The 16,304-nt window shown below is 46.3% G+C and carries 14 protein-coding genes; 4 read left to right on the top strand and 10 right to left on the bottom strand.

The window, feature by feature from the left end; genetic code table 11:
- The first annotated feature begins 84 nt into the window (after nucleotides 1-84).
- The 3 genes from KNO70_RS04855 to KNO70_RS04845 all read left to right on the top strand — a co-directional run bounded on the left by KNO70_RS04855 (nucleotide 85) and on the right by KNO70_RS04845 (nucleotide 4,044).
- Nucleotides 85-1,614, top strand: coding sequence for a Ppx/GppA family phosphatase (locus KNO70_RS04855; RefSeq protein ID WP_078147141.1), 1,530 nt, complete (start codon nucleotides 85-87; stop codon nucleotides 1,612-1,614).
- A 2-nt stretch (nucleotides 1,615-1,616) separates the two neighbouring features.
- On the top strand, nucleotides 1,617-3,782 hold the full coding sequence (locus tag KNO70_RS04850; RefSeq protein ID WP_078147142.1) for an RNA degradosome polyphosphate kinase: 2,166 nt from the start codon (nucleotides 1,617-1,619) through the stop codon (nucleotides 3,780-3,782).
- A 91-nt stretch (nucleotides 3,783-3,873) separates the two neighbouring features.
- Nucleotides 3,874-4,044 (top strand): DUF1427 family protein, encoded by a 171-nt coding sequence (locus tag KNO70_RS04845; RefSeq protein WP_214686970.1) that lies wholly within the window; start codon nucleotides 3,874-3,876, stop codon nucleotides 4,042-4,044.
- 36 nt (nucleotides 4,045-4,080) lie between these two features.
- Here the strand turns inward: KNO70_RS04845 and KNO70_RS04840 are convergent, their stop codons facing one another.
- From KNO70_RS04840 to KNO70_RS04820, 5 genes are all read right to left on the bottom strand, one after another.
- Entirely contained in the window at nucleotides 4,081-4,650 is a 570-nt protein-coding gene (locus tag KNO70_RS04840) for a hypothetical protein (protein WP_214684012.1), read from the bottom strand.
- Nucleotides 4,651-4,653: 3 nt separating this feature from the next.
- Nucleotides 4,654-5,556 carry a deoxyribonuclease IV gene (locus KNO70_RS04835; protein WP_214684011.1) on the bottom strand — a complete coding sequence of 301 codons (903 nt, stop codon included), beginning with the start codon at nucleotides 5,554-5,556 and terminating at the stop codon, nucleotides 4,654-4,656.
- Between the two features lie 81 nt (nucleotides 5,557-5,637).
- Nucleotides 5,638-6,981 carry a DEAD/DEAH box helicase gene (locus KNO70_RS04830; RefSeq protein WP_012726633.1) on the bottom strand — a complete coding sequence of 448 codons (1,344 nt, stop codon included), beginning with the start codon at nucleotides 6,979-6,981 and terminating at the stop codon, nucleotides 5,638-5,640.
- A 61-nt stretch (nucleotides 6,982-7,042) separates the two neighbouring features.
- A complete protein-coding gene (locus KNO70_RS04825) occupies nucleotides 7,043-7,981 on the bottom strand; it encodes a sugar ABC transporter substrate-binding protein (RefSeq protein ID WP_078147145.1) in 939 nt (312 codons plus the stop codon).
- Nucleotides 7,978-9,732 carry a sensor histidine kinase gene (locus KNO70_RS04820; protein WP_251024933.1) on the bottom strand — a complete coding sequence of 585 codons (1,755 nt, stop codon included), beginning with the start codon at nucleotides 9,730-9,732 and terminating at the stop codon, nucleotides 7,978-7,980. Before KNO70_RS04820 ends, KNO70_RS04825 begins: the two co-directional genes overlap by 4 nt.
- A gap of 129 nt (nucleotides 9,733-9,861) precedes the next feature.
- Between KNO70_RS04820 and KNO70_RS04815 the strand changes: the two genes are divergently transcribed.
- Entirely contained in the window at nucleotides 9,862-10,815 is a 954-nt protein-coding gene (locus KNO70_RS04815) for a 4-hydroxy-3-methylbut-2-enyl diphosphate reductase (protein ID WP_012726636.1), read from the top strand.
- Between the two features lie 42 nt (nucleotides 10,816-10,857).
- Here the strand turns inward: KNO70_RS04815 and KNO70_RS04810 are convergent, their stop codons facing one another.
- From KNO70_RS04810 to dnaG, 5 genes are all read right to left on the bottom strand, one after another.
- Nucleotides 10,858-11,970 carry a Nif3-like dinuclear metal center hexameric protein gene (locus tag KNO70_RS04810; protein WP_078147147.1) on the bottom strand — a complete coding sequence of 371 codons (1,113 nt, stop codon included), beginning with the start codon at nucleotides 11,968-11,970 and terminating at the stop codon, nucleotides 10,858-10,860.
- Entirely contained in the window at nucleotides 11,970-12,686 is a 717-nt protein-coding gene (locus KNO70_RS04805) for a tRNA (adenine(22)-N(1))-methyltransferase (protein WP_214684010.1), read from the bottom strand. Before KNO70_RS04805 ends, KNO70_RS04810 begins: the two co-directional genes overlap by 1 nt.
- 95 nt (nucleotides 12,687-12,781) lie before the next feature.
- A complete protein-coding gene (gene cccA / locus KNO70_RS04800; RefSeq protein ID WP_012726639.1) occupies nucleotides 12,782-13,120 on the bottom strand; it encodes a cytochrome c550 in 339 nt (112 codons plus the stop codon).
- A 132-nt stretch (nucleotides 13,121-13,252) separates the two neighbouring features.
- Nucleotides 13,253-14,347, bottom strand: a complete 1,095-nt coding sequence (gene rpoD, locus KNO70_RS04795) for an RNA polymerase sigma factor RpoD (protein ID WP_012726640.1) — start codon at nucleotides 14,345-14,347, stop codon at nucleotides 13,253-13,255.
- Between the two features lie 35 nt (nucleotides 14,348-14,382).
- Nucleotides 14,383-16,194 carry a DNA primase gene (gene dnaG, locus KNO70_RS04790; protein WP_214684009.1) on the bottom strand — a complete coding sequence of 604 codons (1,812 nt, stop codon included), beginning with the start codon at nucleotides 16,192-16,194 and terminating at the stop codon, nucleotides 14,383-14,385.
- Nucleotides 16,195-16,304: the final 110 nt, after the last annotated feature.

Raw genomic sequence — 16,304 nt, 5'->3', positions numbered from 1 at the left:
CTAGCCAAATGGTAAAATTCACGTAAATCGTATGTTCGTTCAAAACCTTGTCGATTACACTAGTATTATGAAGGGAATGGTTTTATGGAAAAGAAACTGGCAGTTATTGATATCGGATCCAACTCGATTCGAAACGTCATCTTCGAAGTGAACGAGGAAGGACAATACTTCGAACGGTTAAATGTGAAAGAAGTCGCGCGATTGTCCAGCCATATTAGTGATGCGAATGAAATGACTGAAGAAGGAATCGCTTCACTCATCGATACGTTACGTCACTTTAAAGAGTTGAACGACCATCATCACGTTACCGATGTGCTCCCAGTAGCGACGGCAGCCATTCGAAACGCAAATAACTCAGATGAGATTTTGCAGAATGTCAAACAATCTACTGGGATGACCATCCGCCTGTTGAGCGATTACGAAGAAGCATTTTACGGATATTCGGCCATCGTCAACTCTACCTATGTGGAAGATGGATATTCTGTCGATATTGGTGGGGGATCAATGGAAGTCACATACTTTCAGAACCGAGAGCTCGTCTTTTATCACAGTTTTCCGTTCGGTGCCGTGACGTTAACGAAAGAATTCATGAAAGATGAGACGATGACGAAAGACGAGCGGAAAGCGTTGACCGCATACTTAAAGAAGGCATTCAAAGAAATTGAATGGCTCGAACCACATGGTGTCCCACTTGTCGGTGTCGGTGGGACGGCTCGTAACTTAGTCCGGGTCGAACAGACCATATCGAACTTCCCGCTTGAAGGAATCCATCAGTATACGATTTCTGCTGAACAGTTGGAGGACGTCATAGATGAACTCGTCGGAATGTCGAGCAAACAACTCGGACGTTTGGATGGGCTGTCAAAAGACCGGGTCGACATCATCGCGCCTGCCGTGACAGCAATCGGCGAGCTCGCTAAATATTTGAAAGTACCTGAGTTCACGATGAGTAACAATGGACTCCGTGAAGGTCTCTTCTATGAAAACTATTTACATGAGCATGATAAAGTTCGTTTTGCCGATGTGAAAGAAGAAAGTTTTCGTCATTTTGAAAAACAATACGACGTGAACCCGACTCGTCATCAACATCTCATCCGATTGGCCCGACAGTTGTATACCGGATTAATTGAAGTGAAAGCGATTAAACCGAAACCATTTGAGCCTGGTCTTCTTGAAGGTGCCTGCCGCCTTGCCTATGTCGGTGAATATATCGATCACAACAATAAGAGTGACCACACGTTCCATCTGATCACCACAAACGATTTCAAAGGACTAAACAACGAGGATCGACTCGCTCTTGCCCTCGTCACATCCTTCAAATCAAAACGAGTATTGGAACAACATATCGAGGCTTTCCCGAAATGGTTTGATCAAAAGTTATTGAAGAGTTTAGAACTACTAGGCTCGATCGTAAAACTCGTCGATGCCCTCGACTTGACAGAGCGTCAGATTGTGACGGACATCCATGTTACTAGTACAAAGGACGGTCTCACACTTACGCTAGATACAAATGGTTCCGCACGTTTTGAGTTGCAGCGAAGCACTCGCCATAAAAAGCATTTAGAACGCGCAATTGATCAATCGATTGAGATTGTCTTGAGCGAGGAGGAGTAACCATGTCCGAATATACGAATGAACATTTTAACAACCGTGAACTCAGCTGGCTCGACTTTAACGAACGTGTTCTCGAAGAGGCGATGGATGAACGAAATCCATTGATGGAACGATTGAAATTTTTGGCGATTTTCAGTTCTAACCTTGATGAATTTTATATGGTACGAGTCGGTGGATTGAAAGATGAGGTCCTTGCCGGTTTCAACCGTCCGGAAGATAAGACGGGCCTCACTCCAAAACAGCAGATCAAATCCATTTCGATGCGAGCGCAAGAACTCGTCGAGACACAATATGCGACATATAAAAAAATCACGAAACAGTTATCGAATCAGCACGTCCGCTTCTTACGGACGAAACATTTGAACAAGACTCAACAAGACTTCGTGAAAGAGTACTTTCGAACGCACGTATTCCCTGTCCTGACACCGATTGCAGTCGACGCCTATCGTCCGTTCCCAATGCTCTTATCTAAGTCACTGAATATTGCTGTCGAGATTGCCTCGAATGGCGAAGGAAAAAAACGACTCGCCCTCGTTCAAGTGCCATCCGTTCTTCCGCGGTATCTGGAACTACCTACCGATGATGAAGAACATACCGATTTGATTTTACTTGAGGATTTGATCATTCAATACATCGACTCACTCTTCAAAGGATTTGTCGTCGAGTCCACGATGCCATTCCGAATTACGCGGAACGCGGACATGCCGTTTCACGAAGAGGGCAGTCGTGACGTCTTGAAACAAATCGAAAAAGAGTTGAAGAAGAGAAGATATGGGGTTGCCATCCGACTCGAGGTACAGCAACGATCGTTACGAAAAGAACTGTTGTTCATGCTACAAGACGTCCTTGACTTACATGACCGGGATATCTTTATTGTCGACGGTCCGATCGACTTGACCTTCCTGTTTGGGATCTACAATCAGATCGGGATGGAATATGATGACATGATCAATGAAACGTTGATCCCATTTATCCCAGAAGGTCTTGAATCGGGCAAAGATTTATTCCAAAGTATCGCTAAACAGGATTATCTGCTCCATCACCCGTATCATTCATTCGATCCAATCGTCCGTTTTATCGTTCAAGCCGCCAAAGACCCGAACGTCTTGGCAATCAAGCAGACACTCTATCGCGTCTCCGGGGACTCTCCCATCATCAAAGCCTTGACTGATGCAGCCGAGAGCGGAAAACAAGTCACTGTCCTCGTCGAACTAAAAGCACGTTTTGATGAAGAAAAAAACATTCAATGGGCGAAGCAACTTGAGAAAGCCGGGGCTCACGTCATCTACGGCTATAAAGAACTGAAGACACACTCAAAAATCACCCTCGTCGTTCGCATTCTAGAAGGTGGTGTGTTGCAACGGTTCATTCATCTCGGAACCGGTAACTATAACGATTCAACCGCCAAGCTGTACACAGACATTGGGCTCCTCACCACAAATGAAGAACTCGCTGAAGATGCAACGAACTTTTTCAACTGGTTATCCGGTTATGGGGAACGACCATCTTGGCATCAGTTCGAGACGTCGCCTGACGACATGAAAGACTTCTTCTTGAATAAAATCGATGATGAGATCAAACTGCATGAAAAGTACGGCAACGGTCGCATCGTCGCTAAGATGAACTCGATCACGGACCGGGCCATCATCACAAAATTGTATGATGCTTCGTCCGCGGGAGTGAAAATCGATTTGATTGTCCGAGGCATTTGTTGCTTACGACCGGGAATTAAAGGGGTCTCTGAAAACATCAAAGTCATCTCGATCATCGACCGATATCTCGAACATTCCCGAATCTTTTATTTTTACCAAAATGGAAAAGAAGACTTGTACTGTTCCTCTGCGGACTGGATGACACGAAATATGAAAAAACGGATTGAGATACTCTTCCCTATCTTGAACGCATCACATAAAACATACATCAAAGATATGATGGCCCTTCAACTCGTCGATAATGTGAAAGCAAGAAGACAACGTTCTGACGGCCGCTATGTATACGTGAAACGTGAGACCAACGAGGAAGAGATTCAATCTCAAATTATCATCCATCAATATACAGGTGGTCGATGGAACAACATACCTAGCGTATTTGAACGAGAACCGTCAAATTGGGCGGAACGAGAAGTGCTCCGCCTTCGGGCCGAGAACGAGAAAATGACGGATGACTGATGTTAGACTTCTCAAATAAGAAAACTCGTTGTATAATAAATTCGATTCAGTTATTATGAAGCGCTTTCATTTAGAGATGGAGGAATTATTTATGCAGGAGATTTTACTATCATTACTCGCCGGCTTGATTTGTGGTGCCATCTTCACTGCACTCAAACTGCCACTCCCTGCCCCACCGGTATTACCAGGAGTTGTTGGGATTTTCGGGGTGTTCCTCGGAATGAAGGTTTATCAATTTGCTGTATCGAACTGGCCATTCTAATAAAAGATGCCCTCAAAAAGGGGCATCTTTTATTATTTAGTCTAATGTATGAATGGCTTTATGACAGGTCGGACAAACCCAGATGCCACGTTCCTCTGTCAAGTGATACTCAATCAAGTGATACGCCTCTTTCCCAAATCGTTCAGCTAGGTTTACATGACAGCTCGCACAAGTCGTCACATGAGACTTTGGTGCTAAGAGTTTTTCTCGAAACAAGTGCGCCTCATATGACGCTTTCGTCCATTTAGACGATGGTACATGATAGCCGTCATTCCATTTTGTTCGAATCGACTCGTACGGTTCATCCCCCTCATACATTCCCACTTGCAAGAGCGGATGATGAAAATGAAGTTGTAACAGGTCGACTAAGGAATACAGCGCCACCCCTCCCTGTCTCTCTCCGAGCCAATACGGATCGTCTGGTCGCTCAATCGTCTCTTCAAGTAACACCTCTGCTTCCGCCACGATGCCATGCCCCATCACTTCGATAAATGCTGTCGGTGTCGTCACGGACCCCTTTACATAAACCGGACTCTGTTCAAGAAAATAAGTCGGGAATGCGTTCCAGACATCATATCGCTTTGGATCGACTTGTAGGACGTTCATCGCTTATTGATGAGCGAGCGTGAATCGTTCACGCCACTCGGCATCAAATTGATTGGCACGGAACATTTCAATCTCTTGTTTATATGGAGCGACTTTTGTTTTTTCGCTAATCGGGATATATGGCGTTTCTAGAATTTTCGGTAGATGCGCAAATGCCTCGTGATGAATAATACGATTTAGCGTATCAAATCCAATCTCTCCGTAGCCAATGTTTTCATGACGGTCTTTTTTTGCACCGCGCACATTCTTCGAATCATTTACATGAATCACTCCGAGACGGTCGAGTCCGACGATGCGATCGAATTGTTCAATGACGCCGTCTAAGTCACCGACTAAGTCATATCCTGCATCATGGACGTGACACGTATCAAAGCAAACTGAGAGTCGATCATTGTGCGTCACGCCATCAATGATGGTCGCAAGCTCTTCAAACGTCTTACCAAGTTCGCTTCCTTTCCCTGCCATCGTCTCAAGCGCAATCTTTACTTGTTCGTCGCCAGTCAACACTTCATTCAATCCTTCGATGATTCGAGCGAGACCGATTTCTTCTCCCGCTCCGACATGAGCGCCCGGGTGAAGAACGACGTGGCGAGCCACTTGGAGTGCTTCTGCCCGCTTTAATTCCTGAGTTAAGAAAGAGACGGCCAATTCAAACGTCTCAGGTTTCGTCGTATTCCCGAGATTGATGATATATGGAGCGTGAACAACAATCTCTTCGATGTCATGTGCGGCCATATGTTTGAGTGCTGCCTCAATATTTAAATCTTCAATGGGTTTACGGCGTGTGTTTTGGGGCGCACCTGTATACACCATCATCGTATTCGCCCCGTAAGAGACAGCCTCTTCACTCCCTGCTAACAACATCTTTTTACCTGATACCGAAACGTGTGAACCTATTTTTAACATCCTCATCTTCCCTTCATCATCTTCTATCTCTAGTGTACACAAAAAGAAGAACCGACTCCAAGAAGTCGATTCTCCCAAACATTATCGTTTATTTTTCTTACGTGCTGCACGGCGATCCGAGCGTTGCTGTTGCATATGCTCACGTGATGCCGTCTCTTTCAACTTATACTTGAATTTCTTCTTATAGCCAGGCTTCACTTTCTTCTTCGCCTTCTTGATTTCACCGGCCATCCGACTATGAGCCGTGTGTGAGACCTTCATCTTCCGGTCTGTTTGGCGACGACGACGTGTCTTGATCGGTTGAATCGAACCGTTGCGCAAGTCCACATGAGTGAATTCGAACCCACGTTCTTCAAGTCTGTTGATTGGTCCATTCTCATGGTCCTCATATAGTGTGTACGCCTCACCTGATGCGCCCGCACGTCCCGTACGACCGACACGGTGCGTATAGAAATCAAGGTCTTTCGGAATCCCGTGGTTGATGACGTGAGAGACTCCTGAAATATCGATACCGCGAGCCGCTAAATCCGTAGCAATCACATACTGATATTTCGCATCATTGATGTCCTTGATGGCTTGTTTGCGGCGACGTGCCTGCATGTCACCATGCAACGTACCGACGTTTAGACCTGCTTCGCGGAACGACGTCTCCAACTCATCTGCCTCTTGTTTCGTATTGGTGAACACGAGACAAACGAATGGATTGATTGCTTTCGCAATTTCGACAGTCAATTCTTTACGGTCACGGTGACGTACTGGAATCACGTGGTGCTTGATTTTTGGTGCGACGCGATGTTCTGGGCTCGCCTCTGCAAAGCGTGGGTCATGAAGGTACTTCTTCAAGAACGGTTCAAGGTTCTCAGGAATCGTCGCTGAGAAGACCATCGTTTGTAGTTTTTCAGGAAGCGCCTGTGCGATGCGGTCGACCTCGGGCAAGAATCCCATATCGAGCATTTGATCGGCTTCATCGACGACAAAGTGTGTCACTTTGTGCGGGAATAACGCCTGTGCTTTCATGAGATCAAGGATTCGTCCCGGTGTCCCGATGATCAACTGTGGTGGATTTTTCATCTTATCGATCTGACGTTCGCGGTCTGTCCCTCCGACAATCAAACTCGATTTGATGTAATCTGGGTTTTTAATAAGAATCGATTTCAATTCTTCATGAATCTGCCAAGCGAGTTCGCGTGTCGGTGCGACGACGATTGCTTGAACTGAAGCATCTTCTGGGTTGATCGCTTCAACGATCGGTAACAAGAACGCAAGTGTTTTACCCGTTCCTGTCTGTGATTTTCCAATAATATCTCGACCATTCAAGGCAGCCGGAATAATTCGGGCTTGTATATCGGTCGGTTTCGTAATGCGCTTTTCGGTTAACGCATCAACCATAAACGGTAGCAATTTGAACTGTTGGAAGCTGTTCAATCGATACACCTCCTGTTTCTTTCCACTTTTCCTAGCATAGCGGAATCAAATGATTTGTCAATCAATCTTTTGCCACACCTTCATATAAATAACTCGATGAATAATAGTGTTTGGCAATTTTCTTTCCATTTAAATGTTGTTCGAGTGCTTTGAAGCCGACTTCCATCATCTCGTTCGGTGACTGCACGACAGTGGCATTGACCTTCCCATTTTGAATGAGCGGATAGATATCTGAAATCCCGTCGACCGAAACGATCGTCTTGTCCGTCAAACCATGACTTTCTAAAGCCCGGACGACACCAAACGTATTATCGTCATTGTGTGAAAAGATTGCATCAAACGGAATCTTTTCTTCTAACCAACGTGACATCTCGATTTCAGCTTGGAATGTGTCATAGTTCCCGGTGATGGATGCAATGATCTGAAAATCGTCGCCATGTTGCTTTTCGTACTCTCGGATACCAAGACTTCGGTCCATCGTGGAGCGAACTTTCGGCGTCCCCCTCACTTCGACCACGCGAATCGGACGTTCGAGCTCACTATACTTGGCAGCAATTTGTTCGGCCGCCATCCGACCGATATCGACATTGTCGGAAACGACGGATGTGAGCACACTCGGATGATCAATCATACGGTCAATCGCAATAATCGGAATGTTTTTTCGTTTTGCGCGTTCTAATGAGGGTTGAATGAACGTGTCATCGAGAGTCGTCAAAAAGATGGCCTCGACACCCCGGTCAATCAATGAATCTAGTTTTTCTTTTTCAAGGACACGCGAGTCTTCACTCGTGGTCGGAATCGGGATGAACCCTTTTTGGTTTGCTGTATGCACGAACGAGTCCAGTAGTTTATTCGCATGCTCATGTTTATCACTGACAAACACAAATCCGACTTCTTTTTCATTCGTTTTTTGCTCTGGGAGTTGAATCGAGGTAATGAGGAGAATCGTCATGGCCCACACGACCGGTAACCAAAGCCAATAATGTTTTAGTCCTTTCATGACGGTTGTCTCCTTGGGATTTTGATTAAAATCGCGGTCCCCTTGTTCATCACACTATCAATCTCCATCGCACCGTTAACGCTCTTCAAGTACTCTTGAATCATATAGATCCCTAGACCATTCCCACTTTCCTTCGTCGTATTGAAGGCGGAACCAACTGTCTTGAGTTGTTCCTCACTCATGCCAATCCCGTTATCTTCAATCAAGAAGCGATATTCCTGCTCCGTAAAGAGGACCGTCACGACGACACTACCTTCAGCCCCTTTTGATTCGACGGCATCGACCGCATTTTTGAAGAGGTTGTAGATGATTTGAACGAGCATATCAAAGGATGCATAAAATGGAGGCATGTCGTTCGGTACAAGTAATTCCCATTTTGTCGGTCGTTTGTAACATTCGGCATCCATTAAAAATTCAAGTCGTTTCGCAAAGTCTAACATGTTGATCCAATCTTCGTTTTTACCAGCCTGATCTGGTTTGGCGAGCGTCAACATCGTTGAAATCAAATCATTCGCCCGCTCCAGTTCTTTGATGGCGACATCCACCATATCTGAGCTACCTTGACCCTCGCGCACCATTTGTAACGTGATGTGGACGGGAGTTAGAGGATTTCGAATTTCATGGGCAATTCCCGCGGCCAATTGACCGAGTGAGGCTAATTTTTCTTGATGCAAAATCAACTGTTGCTGACTCAACTGTTCACGTCGTGACGTTTCCATCCGTTGTGCATAATCGTTATACGTGTCGAGTAGCGTCTCCACTTCTTTCGAACCGGTTCTTTCCAACGAGATCGTTCCGAGCGATTGTTGTTGTTTAATTTGATTGACCAGCTCGACAAGCGGATTCGTTAACGTCCGGGAAAGCAACAATCCAACGAGAATGCTCAGGAAGAATGTAACGAGCGCAATCATCAAATACTGCCAACGCGTGTCGTAGACCGTTTCATAGACGGAGTCATTTTGATGTTTTGCGAGCATGCTCCATCCACTGACTCTTGCATCCGGTTCAAACATTACCGTATCTTCATCCGTACTCAAGATTGTCCGTTCGCTTCGATTTAATGCTTCGTCGATGACTTCACGCGATATCCGACGCTCTGCATCTGTGACCAAGTTGAACGAAGTCGTCAACACTTCGCCTTGCTCATCTAACAAGTATAGAATCATGTCATCATTCGCAGATTCCAACGAACGACGATACAAGTCAGAGTTCAAGACACTAATGCTCCCCCCAAAAATACCGATTGGTCGGTTCTCTTCGATGACCGGAACGTATAGGAAAGTTCCCATATCCCCACTGATCATCACAGGGTCACTCATATATAGTTCTTTTCCACTTGCAGTCAATACTTCCGTAAACTTCGGATCGCGTTTCAATACAGAAGAGGCGACTTGTCGCTCCGAGTACCATTTAAATGAGTCTTGATTGACATCATAATAAAAGATGGACGTAAAACTCGTGCGTTGATTCAAATATCCTGTTCGGATCCGTTCTTCAATCCATGGCTCATTTCCAACGTAAGCGCCTAAGTAAACTAAATCCTCATACAATTTCCCAAGTTGGGACTCCACATTCTCAATACTGTCATCGATGGCGTAATCAAATTGCTCTTTCGCCAATTCTTCTGCTCGAGACACCGTGACGCGGTCAGCAGAGAAGGCAAGTGATGAAATGACAAGTGCTAAAATAATGATGATGATGAACGTAATTTGGAAAAAGTACGATTTTCTTAGTTCACGCAATGGTTTCATGCGATTCACGGCGTCCCTCCTCTCTAACCTAAAAATTATAGCATGAATACACGCAAATCTTTTCGTATTTTCGAAACAATGTTAGACTAATACGTATGAAAGCACTTCGAAAGGAGCCTTCGTCTTCATATGAAAGTTAAAAAAATTAGCCCACGCGGATATTGTTATGGTGTCGTCGATGCCATGAAGCTCGCAAATGAGGCCGTCGCAAATCCAGATTTGCCACGCCCGATTCATATACTTGGAATGATTGTCCATAACCGTCACGTCACGCAGGCGTTTGAGGATCTCGGTGTCAAAACCGTTGATGGAGAAGACCGCATGCAAGCGCTCGAAACCATCGATCGAGGAACGGTCGTCTTCACGGCGCACGGCATTTCACCACTCGTCCGGAAACGTGCCATCGAGAAAGGATTGACGATTGTAGACGCCTCTTGTCCTGACGTCTTAGTCACACACGATTTGATTCGTGAGAAAACGGCAGAAGGATATGATGTCATCTATATCGGAAAACATGGGCATCCGGAACCGGAGGGTGCAATCGGGGTTGCACCAGACCATGTTCATTTGATTCAATATGAACATGAAATCGATCAGTTGCCGAGTCGCTTGTTCGAACGAAAAATTTTGGTGACGAACCAGACGACGATGAGTCAATGGGACGTTTCCGCATTAATTGAAACGATTCAAGCCCGTTATCCTCACGTGGAAGTGCATAATGAAATCTGTAACGCGACGCAAGTTCGTCAAGAAGCCGTCGCTGAACAAGCGGGAGACTGCGAATTATTGATTGTCGTCGGAGATCCCAAATCAAATAACTCCAATCGCTTAGCACAAGTTTCAAAAGAGATTGCCGGAACAAATGCCTATCGGATCGGTGACTTGAGTGAACTTGACTTGAATTGGCTCGAAGGCGTGGAGACCGTCGCTGTGACGTCGGGCGCCTCTACCCCGACACCGATCACGAAAAAAGTCATCGACTTTTTATCGCAATATGACCCAGACGATTTAAGCACGCATGATAAAACGCCATTTCTTGAACTTCGGAGTATCTTACCGAAAGTGAAAGCATTGCGTAAGTGAAGGAATCCCCCATTCTCTCAGAGGATGGGGGATTTTTAGGCTTTACTTGAATTGAAACGGATTCGTGTTGGCAACAGATTGAATCAAGTCGACATTGATTTTCGCTTTTTCAAACTTTTTGCTGAGCACGTCGATCACACCTTGTTTCATGATACTCTCGACATGATGTCCCGGGTCTACGACTGCGAGTCCAAGCGCCATCGCATCATGAGCCACATGGAAATATAAATCACCCGTCACATATGCATCTGCACCTTTGAAATGCGCAGTAGACACATACTTATTCCCGTCTCCACCCAATACGGCAACTTTTTCAATCGAACGCCCCGGGTCTCCGACAACTCGCACGCCCTCAACCCCAAAGCTTGTTTTCACGTGTTCGGCAAACTGTTCAAGTGTCATGGCCTGTTCAAGTCGACCGATTCGCCCTAGCCCAAATACATGGCCCTCGATTTCATCGCGCATGAGGTCATACGCCACTTCCTCATATGGATGGGCGTCTTTCATTGCTTTTAGTACACGCTTCTTCTGACTCTCCCGAACGACCGTTTCGATTTTCACCTCGTCCACTTGTTCCGTTTCATGCGGGCGACCGATGAAGGGATCTGTCCCCTCGAGCGGAGTGAATTGCCCCGTTCCGGAAACACGGAACTGACAGTCCGCATAGTCACCAATATGTCCAGCACCCGCTTTTCCTAGAGCCAGGGATACGTCATGCGCATGCGTGGATGGAACGAATACACTTAGTTTATAGACCGGCTCCTCATAGGTCGGGACGAGTACTTTCGTATCGCGGAGACCAATCGCCTCACTCATCCAATCGTTCACACCACCACTGCATACGTCTAAATTCGTATGAGCGACATAGACCGCGATATCGTGCTGAATACATTTCATCGTAATCTTCCCAGCCGTGGAACGGTCATTGACTTGAGCTAACGGACTAAAGATGGGTGGATGATGCGCGATAATCAAATCGATCTGTTTCTCAATCGCTTCATCCACAACCGATTCAAGTACATCAAGCGTGACCATGACCCGTTTGACTTCTTTGTTGAGCGAGCCAATCTGCAAGCCGATTTTATCCCCTTCGACCGCCAAATGTTTCGGTGCAAATTCCTCAAACAATTGAATCACTTGATTGCCGTTCGCCATTACTGACTCACCTCTCTCATCTTGTCACGCATCCGTTTGAACTCCACTTGTTTTTGAATCAAGGCTTCCGATTGAATGCCAGCTGCCATCTGTCCAAGCACATAATCGAGCTTATCAGCTTCACGACTCCACTTGAGTTTAAATGCTTCTGGTCGCTCTTGAACGAGATATGGACCGAATAACAACTGCCACATGCGCTCGTCCGACTCGTCACTATAAATGGACTCAGTTCCTTTTTCTCCGACAAGGATTTCGTAAACCTTATCATTTTCTTCCACAATTGCCTCTTCGACAAGGACATATCCATGTTCAAGCAGCCAGCTTCGTACGTGTTGCCCATCAACGTTCGGTTGAAGGACGAGCCGTTCGACCGCACCGAGCTTATCTTGACCCGCTTCGAGAATGGAGCGAATCAAACTGCCGCCCATCCCGCAAATCGAGATACACGTCGCTTCATTGGGCTGTAAGACAGCAAGACCATCGCCAAGGCGTACATCAATGGTATCACCTGCCCCAATCAAATCGACTTGTGCTCTCGCAGCTTCCATCGGCCCAACGTTCACTTCACCCGCGATTCCTTTTGAAATGATTCCTTGCTGAAAGGCATAGCATGGGACATACGCATGATCCGAACCAATATCGGCGAGCACACTTCCTTTTGGGATATAATCGACAACCTGCTTCAATCGTCGGTCTAACATGACACGTTCTTGCATACAGACAACTCCTTTGTTCTACTTCTTCCCTAGCGTATCGAATTCTCTACAGTTCGACAACAAAAAACGCACCCCATCATGGAGTGCGTCACCTCTTATTGTTCAATCAACCAGTTCGCAAGCACTTCAGCTTCTTCAGCGGATGCAAGACCTGCTGGCATCGCACCTTGACCGTTGACGATGATGTTTGCGATTTCTTCTGGTGAAAGACGATCGCCGACACCTGTAAGTGCTGGACCGACGCCACCTTCAAGGTTTCCGCCGTGGCAACCTGTGCAACCCTTCGCAGCATACAACTCTTCTGGGTTCATTTCAGTGACTGCCGGACCTTCAGCCGCTTGTTGCGCCTGATTCACCCCAAAATACGATAATGATACCATGGCAATAATTGCGACGATTGCGATTGCCGCAAACGGTAACAATGGATTACGCATTGTAGTTCCCCCTCATGTTCATTCCAAATTTCTATCCAACACTATTTTACTCAAAAAATAATAAAGAAGGAAGGAAAATCACTCATTTTCCTTCCTTTCTTCTAAAACTTCACACTTTATTCAAATATGAAATTAATCGAGGAAGTCTTTCAAGCGTTTGGAACGGCTCGGGTGACGCAATTTACGAAGGGCTTTCGCCTCGATTTGACGAATCCGCTCACGTGTGACACCGAATACTTTACCAACTTCTTCGAGTGTGCGTGTGCGGCCATCGTCTAGTCCGAAACGCAGGCGAAGGACGTTCTCTTCACGGTCTGTCAACGTATCCAACACGTCTTCTAATTGCTCTTTCAACAATTCATAGGCTGCCGCATCTTGAGGAGCCATCGCATCTTGGTCTTCGATGAAGTCACCGAGATGTGAATCGTCTTCTTCCCCAATCGGTGTCTCTAAAGAAACAGGTTCTTGGGCAATCTTTAGAATTTCACGGACTTTCTCAGGTGTGAGTTCCATCTCTTTGGCAATCTCTTCCGGAGAAGGTTCGCGACCGAGGTCTTGAAGCAATTGACGTTGGACACGAATCAATTTGTTGATTGTTTCCACCATGTGTACAGGAATACGAATCGTACGGGCTTGGTCAGCAATCGCACGTGTGATGGCTTGGCGAATCCACCACGTCGCATACGTCGAGAATTTGAACCCTTTCATGTAGTCGAATTTTTCGACCGCTTTAATGAGTCCCATGTTCCCTTCTTGAATCAAATCAAGGAAGAGCATCCCACGACCGACATAACGCTTCGCAATCGACACGACGAGACGTAGGTTCGCTTCTGCGAGACGTTTTTTCGCTTCTTCGTCCCCTTGCTCGATTCGTTTAGCGAGCTCCGTCTCATCTTTCGCACTTAGAAGGTCGACACGTCCGATTTCTTTTAAATACATCCGAACCGGGTCGTTGATTTTGATTCCAGGAGGTACTGATAAGTCGTTCAAATCGACTTCTTCATCCTCTTTTTTCGCAGGTGTTTCTTCTGCGTCCGCAGCATCTTCTGTGACACGGATATCTTTAGCCTCTAAATCTTCGATGAAGTTATCGATGAAATCCGAATCCACCTCGAAGTGACTAAGGCGATCTTGGATTGCTTGCATTGAGACGACGCCTTTTTTCTTACCTAACTTCTCAAGTTCCTCTATGGCGTTAAATAAATCCTCTTTCTTCTTCTCTGCCATCTAGCAGTTCAACTCCTTCCAAACTTCATCCACGATCATCGCTCTCGAAGACGACGACTACGGGCAATCAATTCTTGTAGCTTGGACGCCTGGTCTACAATACTTTCGGCGTCTTGAGCGATTTCCCTTTTTGCACGCTCGATTTGACGTTGCTCCTCATAACTGTTTATCACCCGAATGTATTCGTCTAAAACCTCTTCAGACAGTTCATCCGGTCCAGCCATCAGACGGATCTCTGCAAAACGCATCGCATAATCAGGGCGTTGATCGCAATAACGCTCCATGAACGAAAGCGTGATTTGATCAAACTCATCCTGTGTCATCGTATCGGATACGATTTCATACAATGCTGACCCTAACATACGATGGGTTTCATCTTGATAACGAAGCCCTAAACGGTCGCGTACGAAACGGACCTGCTCCGGTCCCGTCAACATCGCACGCAACAAGTACTTCTCGGCTTTCATCCAACGAGGCTCACCTGTTTTACTCGAACGCTTCCGTACCGGCTCTACAGGTTCCATCGCACGGTTGGGAGTTGATTCACTTGACGTCGGACGAGGAATTCTCGAACGGAGCGTCTCTAGCGGAATCTCAAACTCATCCGACAGTTTCTTCACATATAAATCTCTTCGAATCGAATCATTTGTCTTCCCGATCTCTTCAAGCATAGATTCAATAAAGCGAATCCGTTCTCCTTCTCGGTTCAAGTTTTTTCCTCGCCGGTACATGCGATTCATAAAATCGAGAACACTCAACTGCTCAGTTTCAATAAACTGCTGCCAGTGAGTTGCCCCATGCTGACGGATATAGTCATCTGGGTCCGTCTTTTCCGGTAGTGGCAAAACTTGTACATCGAGTGGAGACGCTTCTAAGAGGCGAATGACTTTTTGTGTCGCTTCTTGTCCCGCGTGGTCTCCGTCATAACAGATAATGACTTCATCCACGATTCGAGATAGCGCCCTCGCATGTTGAGGAGAGAACGCGGTTCCGAGCGATGCCACAACTTCTTGTGTGCCCGCTTGCGCGACTTGTAAAACGTCAACGTTCCCTTCAACGAGGAAGACACGCTTTTTCTTACGCATCGTCGCCCGGGCTTGAGAGAAGCCGAACAATAACTCGCTCTTATTGAAGAGTGGCGTCTCAGCCGTATTCACATATTTTGGTTGTCGATCATCAATCGCTCGTCCACTGAAGCCAACGATGGTGCCGTCTCGATCCGCAATCGGAAAGACGACCCGTCCTTCAAATCGGTCAAAATATTCACCGGACTTCGACTTTGAAATCAAACCTGCCTCAACCATTACTTCTAAATCAAACCCGCGCCGCTCCAACAGCTCGACAGTAAAGCGTCGTTGGTCTGGGGCAAAACCGATCTTGTATTGCGCAATCGTCTCTTCAGCCAGATCACGATCCCGTAAATACGTTAAGCCCACTTCTCCAGCTTCTGTTTTCATCAACACTTCATGATACAAGTCAGCGACAAGGCGATGCGCATCACGCATCTGTTTGCGCCATACCTGTTCTCGCGTCAGTTCCTCGTCCCCTTGGATCCCGTCTACCGAAATATTCGCCCGTGTTGCCAAGCGTTCGACCGTCTCAGGAAACGACAATCCCTCGGTTTCCATCACGAACGTAAATACATTTCCGCCGGCGCCACAACCGAAACAGTGATACATCCCTTTTTCAGGTGAAACGGAGAAAGAAGGTGAGTTTTCGGAATGAAACGGACATAATCCGACAAGGCGGTGTCCTTGTTTCTTTAATTCGACACGTTCGCCAATCAATTCTACGATATCGGTCGCTTGTTTCACTTCTGCGATGACTTCATCTGGTATTCGTGGCATGTTGACCACTCCCTGTTTCCAATCTCGCAACGAAACGGAACGCTCATCACGTTCCGTTTCACTGTACTGTCAATACTCTATTATACCCTCTTGAAGCAATGATTACTAAT

Origin of the sequence: Exiguobacterium sp. s181, assembly GCF_018617125.1 — a bacterium.
GTDB lineage: Bacteria > Bacillota > Bacilli > Exiguobacteriales > Exiguobacteriaceae > Exiguobacterium > Exiguobacterium profundum.
Note: the sequence above shows the minus strand (reverse complement) of the source record. Positions and strands in the feature narration are given on the sequence as shown.

Coding starts and splice junctions, on each gene's coding strand:
- KNO70_RS04855 (WP_078147141.1), top strand. CDS start 85: ATGGAAAAGAAACTGGCAGTTATTGATATCGGATCCAACTCGATTCGA.
- KNO70_RS04850 (WP_078147142.1), top strand. CDS start 1,617: ATGTCCGAATATACGAATGAACATTTTAACAACCGTGAACTCAGCTGG.
- KNO70_RS04845 (WP_214686970.1), top strand. CDS start 3,874: ATGCAGGAGATTTTACTATCATTACTCGCCGGCTTGATTTGTGGTGCC.
- KNO70_RS04840 (WP_214684012.1), bottom strand. CDS start 4,650: ATGAACGTCCTACAAGTCGATCCAAAGCGATATGATGTCTGGAACGCA.
- KNO70_RS04835 (WP_214684011.1), bottom strand. CDS start 5,556: ATGTTAAAAATAGGTTCACACGTTTCGGTATCAGGTAAAAAGATGTTG.
- KNO70_RS04825 (WP_078147145.1), bottom strand. CDS start 7,981: ATGAAAGGACTAAAACATTATTGGCTTTGGTTACCGGTCGTGTGGGCC.
- KNO70_RS04820 (WP_251024933.1), bottom strand. CDS start 9,732: ATGAAACCATTGCGTGAACTAAGAAAATCGTACTTTTTCCAAATTACG.
- KNO70_RS04815 (WP_012726636.1), top strand. CDS start 9,862: ATGAAAGTTAAAAAAATTAGCCCACGCGGATATTGTTATGGTGTCGTC.
- KNO70_RS04810 (WP_078147147.1), bottom strand. CDS start 11,970: ATGGCGAACGGCAATCAAGTGATTCAATTGTTTGAGGAATTTGCACCG.
- KNO70_RS04805 (WP_214684010.1), bottom strand. CDS start 12,686: ATGCAAGAACGTGTCATGTTAGACCGACGATTGAAGCAGGTTGTCGAT.
- cccA (WP_012726639.1), bottom strand. CDS start 13,120: ATGCGTAATCCATTGTTACCGTTTGCGGCAATCGCAATCGTCGCAATT.
- rpoD (WP_012726640.1), bottom strand. CDS start 14,347: ATGGCAGAGAAGAAGAAAGAGGATTTATTTAACGCCATAGAGGAACTT.
- dnaG (WP_214684009.1), bottom strand. CDS start 16,194: ATGCCACGAATACCAGATGAAGTCATCGCAGAAGTGAAACAAGCGACC.